Origin of the sequence: Lacrimispora sp. 210928-DFI.3.58 (assembly GCF_020554865.1) — a bacterium.
Lineage (GTDB): Bacteria > Bacillota > Clostridia > Lachnospirales > Lachnospiraceae > Enterocloster.
On the sequence record NZ_JAJCIC010000004.1, the window covers coordinates 95,745 to 109,579 of the forward strand.

Consider the following 13,835-nt stretch of genomic DNA (forward strand, 5'->3'; position numbering starts at 1 on the left):
AGATAAAGGAGCAGCAATGACAATGGCAAATGTAATGATTTTTGACCACCCGCTGATTCAGCACAAGATTTCCCTGTTAAGAGATAAGGCTACAGGCACCAATGAGTTCCGTGCCCTGATTGAAGAGATCGCAATGCTCATGGGCTATGAGGCTCTTCGTGACCTCCCCCTGGAGGATGTAAAGGTGGAGACCCCCATCGAAACCTGTATGACTCCAATGATCGCCGGAAGAAAGCTGGCAGTGGTGCCCATCCTCCGCGCAGGACTGGGCATGGTAAACGGCATTCTGGCCCTTGTTCCCAGCGCAAAGGTGGGACATATCGGACTCTACCGCGATGAGGTTACCCATGAACCCCACGAATATTACTGCAAGCTCCCGGATCCCATTGACGAGCGCACCATCATTGTCACAGATCCCATGCTGGCAACCGGAGGCTCCGCTGTCGCTGCCGTGGACTTCATCAAGCAGCATGGCGGCAGGAAGATCAAATTCATGTCCATCATTGCTGCCCCAGAGGGCTTAAAGCGCCTTGAAGAGGCACATCCTGATATCCAGATCTATGTTGGTCATCTTGACCGCTGTCTGAATGAAAATGCCTACATCTGCCCAGGGCTGGGAGATGCAGGCGACAGGATCTTCGGAACAAAATAAGCGGATTAGTATATGGAAATACCTCCAGCAAACAAGGGAACGCATGTGTGGCCCTGTCCGCTGGAGGTATTTCTGTTTTACCGCTTTTGGCGCTATTTAACTACCTTTAAGCTGCTCTTTTTTGTTCCCTTCTTCGCGGTCTTGGCAGGAGCGTCCGCCTTCTCTGTCTTAGCAGGAGCCTCCTCTGCTGCCATAGCCTCAGAAGCTGCTTTTGCTGCCTCTGCTTCCGGAGCTGCCTCTTCCTTCACTTCCGGCTTCTCCTCTTCTCTTACTTCCTTTGCTACAATATCAGACTGGCTCTTGTAAATGGAATCAGCCGGTACGCAGCCTCTTACGCTGGAAAGGGGATATACGTTGGTATTGCGTCCGATCACAGTTCCAGGGTTCAGCACGCTGTTGCAGCCAACCTCCACGCAGTCGCCCAGGATCGCGCCGAACTTCTTAAGGCCGGTAGCCACGTCTCCGTCCTCTGCATGGACCTTTACCAGGGTCTTGTCCGATTTTACGTTGGAGGTGACAGCGCCGGCACCCATGTGAGCCCTGTAGCCCAGGATGGAATCTCCTACATAGTTGAAATGCGGAACCTGTACTTCATCGAAAATGATCGCATTCTTCACCTCACAGGAATTGCCTACAACGGCTCTCTCACCAATGATAACATTTCCTCTTAAAAATGCGCCGTGGCGGATGTTTGCTCCCGGTCCAACGATCATCGGGCCTGCCATCATGATAGTCGGAGCTACCTTTGCGCTCTTGTGTACCCAGATATTTTTGCCGATCTTATTATATTCTGATTCAGGAAGCAGAGAGCCCAGAGACTCAATGAATGATCCAATCTCTCCCAGCACCTCCCATGGATACTCATGGCCGTCGAAGATTCTCTCTGCGATGGTGTGCTTTGTGTCTAACAGTTCCTTCCATGTCATCTCGTTCAATTTCATGTGTCAATTCTCCTTCTTTGTTTTATAAAATACAGCAGCCGCATCAAACAGTCCCCTCATATCAGACTGATTATTCATGCGGATGACATTGACTATCCTTCCTGCTACGAAGCGCTCCAGCTTATCCATGTATTCCTGTGATGTAATGGAGCCCTCTGAAACATAGGTAAGTCCCTTTTCCCAGCTGGCGGTCAGCTCCGGGTTTAAAAGCTGACGTATGGAATGATCCACCACGTCAAATACCATCTCTCCCAGCAGGGACGGCGTGATCACCTGGGTTTTCTTGTTCAGGTTCAGATATTTGATATTGAAAAGCTTCTTTAATATCTCTGCCCTTGTAGCGCTGGTCCCTATACCGCTGCCCTTGATCTGTGCCCGCAGCTCCTCGTCCTCAATGAGCTGTCCTGCATTTTCCATTGCAAGTATCATGGATCCTGAGGTATAGCGCTTGGGAGGCGAGGTCTCTCCCTCTTTTATTTTTAAGTCCGACAAAGTAAGTATATCATTTTTTTTCAAATCTGCAAGCATCTGGAGCAATACTGCCCTGGGAACTTTAGGAGAAGTGTCTGCTCCGGCATCCTTTGATGCCTCTTTGTCTGTCTCCTTCCCATCATCAAAGCTCTCCTCGACGCCGCTTTTTTTCGCCAGGTTCACATCCGCCACCTTCAGATATCCCGGCTCTGAGAGGACCTTAAAGCCCGCGAAAAAATGCTCCCCCTTCCGCTCAATATCCAGGCTGTACTTCTGGTAAACAGCTGCCGGATAAAAAATGCTTAGGAAACGCCGGCAGATGACCTGATACACCTTTTCCGCCAGGGGGGAAAGGGACCTTAGGGCTCCCAGCCCCTGTCCTGTGGGCACAATGGCATAGTGGTCCGTGATCTGCTTGTCATTCACATACCGTGTTTTTGCAATGGTTTTCCAGGCTCCCATATCCAGGGCCTCCTGGGCAAATGCAGCCATGGGCTCATAATTTTTCAGCCCGCCGATATTTTTCTGTATCTCCTTTGCCACTGCCGTGGAGAGGACTCTGGCATCTGTCCTGGGGTAGGTCACCAGCTTTTTCTCATAGAGCTCCTGGACGATCTTCAAGGCCTCATCAGGGCTGATCTTAAACATTTTTGAGCAGTCATTCTGCAGTTCTGCCAGGTTGTAGAGAAGAGGAGGATTCTTTGTCTCCTTCTTTTTCTCCTTTGAAACCACCCTTCCGGTCAGAGGCTCGCCCTCCATCAGCCAGCGGATCAGCTCCTGGGCCTGCGTTCTGTCCTTAAAGCCATTTTCCTTATAGAGATAGGGCGTTCCGAAATATCTCGTGCCCTCCACTGCCTTCCATTCCGCCTCAAAGGGGACCTGTGCGGACTCAAAGGTTCCTATGACACGGTAAAAGGGCGTCTTCACAAAGTTTCTGATCTCCCGTTCCCTGCGCACCACCATGCCTAGGACACAGGTCATCACGCGTCCCACAGAGAGGACGGTAAACTTTGTTCCCAGATAGGAGGACATGGACGGCCCGTATTTTAATGTCAGCGCCCTGGAAAAGTTGATACCCATGAGGTAATCCTCTTTTGCCCTGAGATAAGCGGAAGCGGACAAGTTATCATACTCTGATTCGTCCTTAGCCTCCCGGATCCCTCTCAATATCTCCTCTTCTGTCTGGGAATCGATCCAGACACGCTTCTGCTTCTTCCCCTTGACTCCCGCCATCTGTGCCACCAGGCGGTATATATATTCTCCCTCCCGCCCGGAGTCTGTACACACATAGATCGTATCGATATCCGGCCTGGTGAGCAGCTCCTTCACAATGGCAAACTGCTTTGCCACCCCGGCGATCACCTCGTATTTAAACTCCTTCGGGAGAAAAGGCAGAGTCTGAAAGCTCCACCGCTTATACCTCATGTCATAGGCCTCCGGGTAGCTCATGGTCACAAGATGACCCACACACCAGGTCACCACAGCCTGCTCTGACTCAATATACCCATCCGCCCTCCTGCCCCTGATCTTTAAGGCATCTGCAAACTGCTGGGCTACACTGGGCTTCTCTGCTATATATAATACTTTCGACATTCCATCCCTCATTTTCTTAATCAAACGCGCTGCTCATACAGGCGCGTATTGTTATAGTATACCATGAACTCCCTCGAAAGACAATGGCGTAAACCTTGAGTTTCCCCAGGATATTATGAGGATAGCGTAGGGCAGCCCTTCGGATAGCAGGAAAATGACGGAATAGATCGCAGCTGCCCCATGCACGCTCCGGATCCGGCAAAAGCAGCTCAGCAACGGCAGATTGCAAAAAGCGCGCTCCCCTTTTATACCGGGAAACGCGCTTTTTCTCAGTTATTCCGCATAAAACTTATAAACGGTAGTCGTCCTGTAAACCTCCCCTGCCTTCAATATAGGAGATGGAAAATGCTCCTTATGGCAGGCATCGGGATAATACTGTGTCTCAAAGCAGAACGCATGGCGGCGGTCATAATGGGCTCCGCCCTTTCCTGTCAGCTCATCCTTCAGGAAGTTGGCCGTATAGAACTGGATGCCCGGAAGATCCGTGTAGGTCTCCATCACGCGTCCGCTCTTTGGATCCTTTGCCCTTGCTGCCAGTGAGAGCTCTCCCGGCTCATGGTCCAGCACCCAGTTATGGTCATAGCCTTTTCCAAGGATCAGTGCTGTAAAGGGCTCCTCAATATCGCGTCCCACTGCCTTCATCTCTGTAAAGTCCATGGGCGTGCCTGCCACTGGAGCGATCTCCCCTGTGGGAATGGATACCTCGTCAGCCGGAGTATAGTGGGTGGCATTTAACCACACCTCCTGCTTTAACACATCGCCGCTGCCCTGTCCTGCCAGGTTAAAATAGCTGTGGTTGGTAAAATTCGCCACCGTATCCCTGTCACAGGTCATCTCATAACCCAGCACCAGGCTGTCGTCCTCTGTGAGCGTATAGCTGACCGTGATATCTGCATTTCCCGGATACCCCTGGTCCCCGTCCGGGCTCTTCAGATAAAAATCAAGCCTGCTGCCCTTCTCCGTCTCAGAAGCCTCACATTTCCAGACACGGCTGTGATACAGATTGGGGCCGCTGTGAAGGTTGTTCGGGCCATTATTGGCCTCCAGCTTGTAGTCAACGCCACCAATGGTGATCACAGCGCCGCCGATACGGTTTGCATTGCGTCCAATAGGGGCTCCAAAGTGGGGCGGATTCTTTCTGTAGCTGTCCAGATCATCATAGCCCAGCACCACATCGCCCATTTTCCCCTCTCTGTCAGGCACCATCATGGATACCCAGACAGCGCCTAAGGTGATAAAGGAGGCTGACACTCCATGCTTGTTGGTAAGCGTGTACTTTAGTACCTCCTCGCCCGAAGGCATTTTCCCAAATAATTCTTTCTCCACTGCCATATTTTCCTTCTCCTTTCACAGATAACCTGCAAGCGCCCGGCGGGCGGACGCGCCACCGCACCATGAAAACCCGGCGGCGAAGTTTTCATAGTAAACGGACATGCCTGCTGACGCAGGCATCACCATGCATGAAAGTTGATTGCTCCGTGCTGACGCACTCCCGCAATCGCCGCCAGTATTCGGAATCCGGCCTGCTTCCTCATACCGGCTTGGTTGTCAAATACCTGTACGTCCTTGCGTGCCCTAAAGGACTAGCTTCGCATCGCAAGCACGCAGTCCGCACAGCTGCTTGACAACACTTTCATCGTAATTACTTTGCGGAAATGTACCCCTTTGCTGTCAAAAGCTCTGCACAGAGCACTGCGCCGCCTGCTGCGCCGCGGACCGTATTGTGGGATAAGCCTACGAACTTGTAATCATATACCTTATCCTCCCTGATACGTCCCACAGAGACTCCCATGCCATGCTCAAAGTCCACATCCAGGGTCACCTGAGGACGGTTATCCTCCTCCAGATACTGGATGAACTGCTTTGGCGCGCTTGGAAGCGCAAGCTCCTGGGGAAGTCCCTTAAAGCTTACCAGCTTCTCGATCAGCTGCTCCTTTGTGGGCTTTTTCCTGAATTTCACAAAAACGGCTGCCGTATGTCCGTTGAGCACGGGAACGCGGATGCACTGGCAGGTGATCACAGGGCTTTCTGCCTTTACGATCACGCCGTCCTCGATCTTGCCCCAGATGCGCAGAGGCTCCTGCTCGCTCTTCTCCTCCTCGCCGCCGATGTACGGGATGATATTGCCCTCCATCTCAGGCCAGTCCTTGAACGTCTTTCCGGCGCCGGAGATTGCCTGGTAGGTGGTAGCCACTACCTCATATGGTTCAAACTCCTTCCATGCAGTGAGCACGGGAGCGTAGCTCTGGATGGAGCAGTTGGGCTTTACTGCAATGAAGCCTCTGGTGGTTCCCAGGCGCTTCTTCTGGAAGGGGATCACGTCAAAATGCTCCGGATTGATCTCCGGCACCACCATGGGAACATCCGGTGTCCAGCGGTGTGCGCTGTTGTTAGATACAACCGGAGTCTCTGTCTTTGCATAGGCCTCCTCAATGGCCTTGATCTCCTCCTTTGTCATATCTACTGCGCTGAACACAAAGTCCACGCTGGCGGCAACCTTCTCCACCTCGTTTACGTTCATGACAACCAGCTTCTTTACAGCCTCCGGCATGGGGGTCGTCATCTTCCAGCGTCCGCCTACTGCCTCCTCATAGGTCTTTCCTGCAGAGCGCGGGCTTGCAGCCACCGTCACAACCTCATACCAGGGATGGTTTTCCAGCAAGGCGATGAATCTCTGTCCCACCATACCTGTTGCGCCTAATATTCCGACTCTTAACTTCTTTTCCATAGTCACTTCGTCTCCTCATTGTCCTTTTTGTGATCCTCTGTGGGGGAATCTTTCCCTATCCTATACCAATCCGCGGAAAATTGCAACCCAAATTTCGTCATTTGCGTACATTTGTTTTTGCCACGCGGACAGACCTTTCTTTTTGTATGCGAAGGGCTGTTTCTTCCATTCTTTTGGTTCCAAGGCCCGGTCCACTTTCATCTACAGCCGTACCTTGCTCCCCTTTCCGTCCCTCTTTGCCAATTTCAGACGGTTTAGATGAACTTCCTTCCCTTTATACTCAATGACCGGATCTTCCCCGATCAAAAGCAGCCTCTCCAGCTCCTCATTTTTTGCCAGCTTAATGCCTCTGACGCCTCTGGATGCCTTTTTAAGAACAGAAATCTCCTCCAATGGGAATCTTAGGAACACACCGTTTGAGGTCTGGAGCACGACTTCTGTCTCCTGCCCCACAGGCACCACAGTCACCACGCTGTCACCCTCCTGGAGCTTCGTAGCGGCCACCATGCGGTTATTGGTCTCAAATTCCTCTGCGGGAACCTGCTTTACCATACCCATCTTTGTGGCAAACACCAGCATTTTTTCCTTAAGGTCCTGGGCGCTGGTGAGGTAGCAGATGGTATCCTTTGTGCCGTCATATTTGCTCAAGTTTTCAATTGGCGTGCCCTTATCCCGCAGCTTCCCGGAAGGCACATCCATTGCCTTCAGCTGATACAGGCTTCCGCTGGCAGTAAACAGGCACAGCTTATCCGTGTTCAGGCACCGAACCACATGTACCTGCTCCGTGTCCACGGTCTCCTGGTTCCGCTCATAGGTAGCCTTGTCAAGCAGCTTGCAGTATCCGAATCTGTCCAGAACAAACACCACCTCCTGGACCGGCGCTGCTGCTTCCACATAGACAGCCTCAGGGCCGTCCTCGATCCTTGTGCGCCTGGGCTGGGCAAACTCTGCCTTGATGGCTGCCAGATCTTCCTTTATCACCTGGTTCATATTTGCACGGCTGCTTAGGATCTTTCTGTACTGGCTGATCTTCTTAAGGGTCTCCTTGTGCTCCTTCTCCAGGGCCAGGATCTCCAGACCGATCAGCTTATAGAGACGCATTTCCAGGATAGCGGAGGCCTGACGCTCCGTAAAGTGCAGCTTCTTCGCATCCTCCTCAAAGCCAGGTGCCTTAAAGTGGATATTGGAAACATCGCCGGTGGTCAGGCAGGCCCTTGCATCCTTTAAATTCTTTGCCCCTCTTAGGATCGCAATGATCAGGTCAATGCAGTCGCAGGCAGCGATCAGCCCCTCCTGGATCTCCTGCTTCTCCAGTTCCTTGTTTAAGAGTACATTGTACTTGCGCTCCGTATTCTCATATTGGAATTCCAAAAAGTGTTTTAAAATGCCTTTAAGCCCCAGGGTCTCCGGCCTGCCGTCTGCGATCGCCAGCATATTGACCCCGAAGGTATCCTCCAGCTTTGTCTTCTTATAGAGGATATTTTTGATCCTGTCAATGTCCGCATCCTTGCGCAGCTCCAGCACAATGCGGATGCCCTCCTTGTTGGACTGGTTGGAGATGTCCACCACATCTGTCAGCTTTTTGGATTCGATCAGGTCTGCAATGTCCACAAGAAACTTATTGATCCCTGCTCCGATCATAGTGTAGGGGATCTCTGAAATGATGAGCTTATCCTTATCTGACCTGCGCTTTCCCAGCTCCACCTCAAAACGGCCCCGCAGCTTGATCTTTCCTACGCCGGTCTCATAGATCTCAGGCAGATCCTTTTTGTTGGCAATGATGCCTCCTGTGGGAAAATCCGGCCCAGGCATGTATTTCATCAGCTCCTGCACCGTCACATCAGGATTATCAATATAAGCATTGACCGCATCCACCACCTCGCCCAGGTTATGGGGCGGGATGCTGGTGCTCATACCCACGGCAATGCCCTCCGCGCCATTGATCAGCAGATTGGGAACCCTGACAGGAAGGACCTCCGGCTCCTTCTCCGTCTCATCGTAATTGGGCACAAAGTTGACGGTCTTATCCAGGTCCTTTAAGTACACCTCCTGGGTAAACTTTTCAAGCCGCGCCTCCGTATAACGCATGGCCGCCGCCCCGTCTCCCTCAATGGAGCCAAAGTTTCCGTGACCATCCACCAGGGCCATCCCCTTCTTAAAATCCTGGCTCATTACCACCAGGGTATCATAGATAGAGCCGTCCCCGTGGGGATGGTATTTACCCATGGTATCGCCCACAATACGCGCCGACTTCCTGTGAGGCTTATCATGATCCAGATGCAGCTGGCTCATATCATAAAGGACACGCCTCTGCACCGGCTTTAATCCATCCCTTGCGTCCGGGATCGCCCTTGCAGTGATGACGCTCATCGAGTAATTCATATAGCTTCTCTGCATTTCCTCGCTGTATTCTGTCCGTAAAATCTTTTCCGCCATTTTAACCTATTCTCCCATTTCCTGTCTATACCTGATATCCTGCCTGCGTCTCCTGCCGCTGACCAGCCCAGAAACAGCAGCGGATCTTCCTTTCCCTACGCATCGATCTCCGCCTCATCCGCATGCTCATAGATGAACTGCCTTCTGGGGCCAACTTCGCTTCCCATGAGCATCTCCGTCACCTCGGAAGCCAGCCTGGCATCCTCGATCTCCACTCGTTTCAGTACACGCCGCTCCGGGTCAAGGGTGGTCTCCCAAAGCTGCTCTGCGTCCATTTCACCTAAGCCCTTATACCTCTGCAGGGTAAAATCTCCTGTGTGGGTCTTCCGGTACCTTTCCAGCTCCTTCTCATCATAGAGGTACTGCTCCTCGCCTCTCTTCGGGATCACCTTGAACAGGGGCGGCATGGCAATATACACATGTCCGTCATAGATCAGCTCCGGCATAAAGCGGTACAAAAAGGTGAGCAGCAGCGTATCAATATGGCTTCCGTCCACATCCGCATCCGTCATGAGGATGATCTTGTCATACCGCAGCTTTGTGATGTCAAAATCATTGCCATAGCCCTCTGAGAAGCCGCAGCCAAAGGAATTGATCATGGTCTTGATCTCCGCATTGGCAAGCACCTTGTCCATGGAGGCCTTCTCCACATTCAGGATCTTTCCGCGGATGGGAAGAATGGCCTGGTACTGCCTGTTCCTGGCTGTCTTTGCGGAGCCTCCGGCGGAATCACCCTCTACGATGAAGATCTCACACTTGGAGGCATCCCGGCTCTCACAGTTTGCCAGCTTTCCGTTGCTGTCAAAGGAAAACTTTGACTTTGTGAGCATGTTGGTCTTTGCCTTCTCCTCTGCCCTGCGGATCTTTGCCGACTTCTCCGCACAGCTGATAATGCCCTTCAAGACCTCCACATTTCTGTCAAAATACATCTGCAGCTCATCCCCGGTCACCGTAAATACCGCCTTTGTGGCATCGGCGCTGGCAAGCTTTGTCTTTGTCTGTCCCTCAAAAATAGGATCCGGATGCTTTACCGCCACCACGGCCGTCATGCCGTTCCTGGTGTCTGCTCCCGTAAAATTCGTATCCTTCTCCTTTAAAATGCCTAACTCCCTGGCATAGCTGTTGATCATGGCTGTAAACTTGGTCTTAAAGCCGATCAGATGGGTGCCGCCCTCCTGGGTAAAGATATTGTTGCAGAAGCCTAAGATATTCTCCTCAAAGGTGTCCACAAACTGGATGGCGGCCTCCACCTCCACCTTATCCACTACACCCTTAAAGTAAATGGGATCGTGGACCGGGGTTTTGCCGGAATTCAGCTCCTTTACGTATGCAATGATCCCGTCCGGCTCATGGAAGATGATCTTCTCCTCCTCCCCCGGCCTGCGGTTCTCATAATACAGCGTCAGCTGGGGATTTAAGTAGGCTGTCTCATGAAGGCGGCTCTTCAACCAATCCGCTTTAAATCTGGTCTTCTCAAAGATCTCCCCGTCCGGAAGGAAGTTGATCTGGGTCCCCGTTTCCCTGGTCCTTCCCACCACCGGCAGGAGTCCCTTCTCCAGCTGCACCACCGGGACTCCCTTCTCATAGGCATCGTGATAAACAGCGCCGTCACGGTATATTTTTACGTCCATATGTTCTGACAATGCGTTTACCACAGAGGAACCCACGCCGTGAAGGCCCCCGCTGGTCTTGTAGGCGTTATTGTCAAATTTGCCTCCTGCGTGCAGGGTGGACAGCACTACTCTGGCCGCTGATACCCCCTTCTTGTGCATTTCCACCGGAATACCCCGTCCATTGTCCCGCACCGTGCAGGAGCCGTCCTTTTCCAGGCGCACCCACACGCTGGTGCAGAAGCCTGCCAGATGCTCGTCCACCGCATTGTCCACGATCTCATAGATCAGATGGTTCAGCCCCTTTGAGCCCACACTGCCTATATACATGCCCGGCCGCTTCCGCACAGCCTCCAGGCCTTCCAGCACCGTTATACTGTCCGCATTATATTGTTCCTTTGCCATCATATTCCTCCATATCTGGCGGATATACGCTTATCCGCCGGTCCTATAGTATTAAACCATATTTGTCCGGCTTTGGCAAGTGAGAACCTGATCCGGGGCCGCCCTGCGGGTTGAGTTCAGTCGGCTGCCGGGAGGGCGGCTGGAGCGACTTTGCAGGACATTAGAAGCACTTAGTCAGCTGGTTTTTCCGTTCAGAGCAGCATCAATGATTGTCTGAGCGCAGCGAGTTGCTTTGATGCTGCTCTGGCTTTTCGGAAAAATCAGGTGTCTTAGTGCTTCTTATGTCCGAAACCGGAGCGGCAGCCGACTGAACTCACCCCGCAGAGCGGCCCCGGCACTGATATCATACCTTCGGAAACCCCAGTTCTTCCTCCAGCTCCTTCACGATCCTGCGAAGCTCCAGACTGGGCTCCTGTTTCTCAAAATCCAGGTAGGATAAAAGCTCGAACAGCCTGTCCGGCTTTCCGCCCAGCACAAGATCCAGATCCATCACCAGCCGGTTCCTTTCTTTCTCCTCCTCTGTCATATTCTCATAACATTCTCTGCAACATTCTCTTCTGTCCATTGATCTACTCCTTTCTGCATATTTATGGTACAAGTCTGAGCTATAGGAAGAAAACTATACAACATCCTCCAAAAAAGAAAAACACTGCAAGCCAGCTCAATGCCAGCCTGCAGTATTTCATTCCATGATCAGCTCTTCAGGTATATTAAATTTTCCATTGTCCAATTCTGCATTCGCGGCGTCTGCTTGATTGCTCTCTCTGACGATCTATTCCACTTTCGTTCTGCAATCATTGCAGGTTTCTCCAGATACTTATAAACTCACAGTTCCCAATCTGAGCAAAAAGGCAGCTCTTCAGCACAATGCTGGGAGCTGCCTTTTCTCTAAGAGCAGATGACGGGAATCGAACCCGCCTCCTCAGCTTGGGAAGCTGATATTCTACCGATGAACTACATCTGCAAAAGCAATATTTATTATAGCACATCTGGTAGATTTTGCAAGTTTATTTTTACTTTTTTAGAGGAAACTTTTCGACAATGATGCCGGAATGGTATGCCTCCAGCAGTTCCTCCAGGTCGCGTATCTTTGCACGCAGCTGTTTTCCTGTATCCGTGTCTCCTACCAGCTTGCGGCTGGAAACACGCTTGATGACAATGCTTTCCGAGTAAATGTCGCTCTCATTGGCAATGGCGGATTCCGTGGACTCAAAGGGCTCATGGGCAGCCAGGATCAGGCCGTAGGAGTTGTAGATCAGGGTGTAGCCGGCAATACCGGTCTCCTTCTGATAGGCCTTTGAAAAGCCTCCGTCGATGACAAGGACCTTGCCGCCGCATTTTACAGGATTCTCCCCGTTCTTTGACTTTACGGGCACATGGCCGTTGATGATATGGCTGTCCTCCTCCGGCAGGCCAAACTCCTTCAGGATCCGGTTGGCTACCTCCTCCTTTTCTAACAGGTTATAGTATGGATTCTTCTTCTCCTTGTGGGTCTCCTTCTCCGCTAAAAAGTAACGCTCGAAGGTGGCCATCTTATCCTTTCCAAACAGCGGGGAATTCTCATGGAGCCAGATATACCACATCATATCGCGCCCCCGCTCCCGCTCTGCCAGATCCACTGACACAAAACCCTTCCGGATACAGCTGTCCAGATACTCGTACAGCTCCCTTCCCTTATATCTGTTTCCGTACAGCTCCACCTCCTTAAAGCTGCCGTCCTCATTTAAGGGCACACAGCCGTGGTAGAGCAGGTTGCCGTTGTAGACCTTGTAAAGGCTTCCCTTTGCCAGGAGGAAGCGCATATGCTGCTGGAGCTTTTCACAATTTAAAAATGCCTTCTCCAGACGGTCCATGATGAACGCTTCTTCTTCCGTGAGACCGTATGGATTCAGTGGGTTCACTGTGGGGAAATTCGTATCCAGCATGGGATATTCTTTCCCATCTATGAGGATCGTATCATGCTCGAAATCAATGCAGTGGAGCAGGTTCCGGCTCTCTAAGCCAAATTCCGGATGCTCCCTTATGATCTGGCCCTCCACCTTGAACTGGATGATGGAGATCGCCTTGTGCATTTTGATGTTGAGCTCTGCCTCACTGGGACTGCAGGCGTTTGTTCCCTTGAGCTGGAAGCAGGTGCAGGGATCACTGCCATATGTATCCAGGGCAAAGGTGGCAAGAGGCAGAAGGTTGATGCCATAGCCGTCCTCCAGAATATCCAGGTTTCCGTACCTGGCGCAGATGCGGATCACATTGGCAATGCAGCCCCTCTGCCCGGCTGCCGCCCCCATCCACAGCACATCGTGGTTGCCCCACTGGATATCAAGGGAATGATAAGTCATGAGCTTGTCCATGATGATATGTGGTCCGGGACCTCTGTCATAGATATCACCCAGGATATGGAGATGGTCCACCACAAGCCTCTGTATGAGTTCACAGAGAGCCACGATAAAGGCCTCCGCCCGGCCCAGGCGGATCATGGTCTGGACAATGGCATTGTAATAGGATTCCTTGTCCCGCACATCCATTTTTTCTGTCATGAGCTCCTCAATGATGTAGGAAAACTCCGTCGGCAGGGCCTTGCGCACCTTGGAGCGGGTGTACTTGCTGCCTGCGCTCTTTGCCACCTCAATGAGACGGTACAGCGTGATCTTGTACCAGTCCTCCCTGTTGTTGGCCGTCTCCAGGATCTGGGCCATTTTCTCCCTGGGATAGTAGATCAGGGTTGCAAGGGACTGCTTATCCTGCTTGCTTAAGGTATTCCCAAAGACATCGTTCACCTTCCGGCGTACTGCGCCGGAGCCGTTTTTGAGCACATGGGAAAATGCCTCGTACTCCCCATGAATGTCTGTCAAAAAATGCTCTGTGCCCTTTGGCAGGTTCAAGATCGCTTCCAGGTTGATGGCCTCTGTGGAAGCAGCCGCTATGGTTGGATACAGTTCTGACAGGCGTTCCAGATACCTGATCTGAAGATTATCCATGCTCCTCCTCCTTTCTTTCCA

Annotated in this window: 9 protein-coding genes and 1 tRNA gene; 1 reads left to right on the plus strand and 9 read right to left on the minus strand. The window is 51.9% G+C overall.

Annotated elements, in window-relative coordinates:
* Window positions 1–22: 22 nt before the first annotated feature.
* Window positions 23–652 carry a uracil phosphoribosyltransferase gene (gene upp / locus LIZ87_RS04155; protein ID WP_178317279.1) on the plus strand — a complete coding sequence of 210 codons (630 nt, stop codon included), beginning with the start codon at window positions 23–25 and terminating at the stop codon, window positions 650–652.
* A gap of 92 nt (window positions 653–744) precedes the next feature.
* Here the strand turns inward: upp and LIZ87_RS04160 are convergent, their stop codons facing one another.
* From LIZ87_RS04160 to LIZ87_RS04200, 9 genes are all read right to left on the minus strand, one after another.
* Complete coding sequence (locus LIZ87_RS04160; protein WP_227145441.1) at window positions 745–1,593, minus strand: acyltransferase; 849 nt, start codon at window positions 1,591–1,593, stop codon at window positions 745–747.
* A 3-nt stretch (window positions 1,594–1,596) separates the two neighbouring features.
* On the minus strand, window positions 1,597–3,657 hold the full coding sequence (locus tag LIZ87_RS04165) for a DNA topoisomerase (RefSeq protein ID WP_227145443.1): 2,061 nt from the start codon (window positions 3,655–3,657) through the stop codon (window positions 1,597–1,599).
* Window positions 3,658–3,930: 273 nt separating this feature from the next.
* Window positions 3,931–4,989, minus strand: coding sequence for an aldose epimerase family protein (locus LIZ87_RS04170; protein ID WP_227145445.1), 1,059 nt, complete (start codon window positions 4,987–4,989; stop codon window positions 3,931–3,933).
* A gap of 310 nt (window positions 4,990–5,299) precedes the next feature.
* Window positions 5,300–6,385 (minus strand): aspartate-semialdehyde dehydrogenase, encoded by a 1,086-nt coding sequence (gene asd, locus LIZ87_RS04175; protein ID WP_178317096.1) that lies wholly within the window; start codon window positions 6,383–6,385, stop codon window positions 5,300–5,302.
* 201 nt (window positions 6,386–6,586) lie between these two features.
* On the minus strand, window positions 6,587–8,821 hold the full coding sequence (locus LIZ87_RS04180) for a DNA gyrase/topoisomerase IV subunit A (RefSeq protein WP_227145446.1): 2,235 nt from the start codon (window positions 8,819–8,821) through the stop codon (window positions 6,587–6,589).
* A 95-nt stretch (window positions 8,822–8,916) separates the two neighbouring features.
* Window positions 8,917–10,836, minus strand: coding sequence for a DNA gyrase/topoisomerase IV subunit B (locus LIZ87_RS04185; RefSeq protein WP_227145448.1), 1,920 nt, complete (start codon window positions 10,834–10,836; stop codon window positions 8,917–8,919).
* A 343-nt stretch (window positions 10,837–11,179) separates the two neighbouring features.
* A complete protein-coding gene (locus tag LIZ87_RS04190) occupies window positions 11,180–11,401 on the minus strand; it encodes a hypothetical protein (protein WP_178315311.1) in 222 nt (73 codons plus the stop codon).
* A 328-nt stretch (window positions 11,402–11,729) separates the two neighbouring features.
* Window positions 11,730–11,800, minus strand: a tRNA-Gly gene (locus LIZ87_RS04195).
* Between the two features lie 49 nt (window positions 11,801–11,849).
* On the minus strand, window positions 11,850–13,814 hold the full coding sequence (locus LIZ87_RS04200; protein WP_178315313.1) for a fructose-1,6-bisphosphatase: 1,965 nt from the start codon (window positions 13,812–13,814) through the stop codon (window positions 11,850–11,852).
* Between the last annotated feature and the right edge of the window lie 21 nt (window positions 13,815–13,835).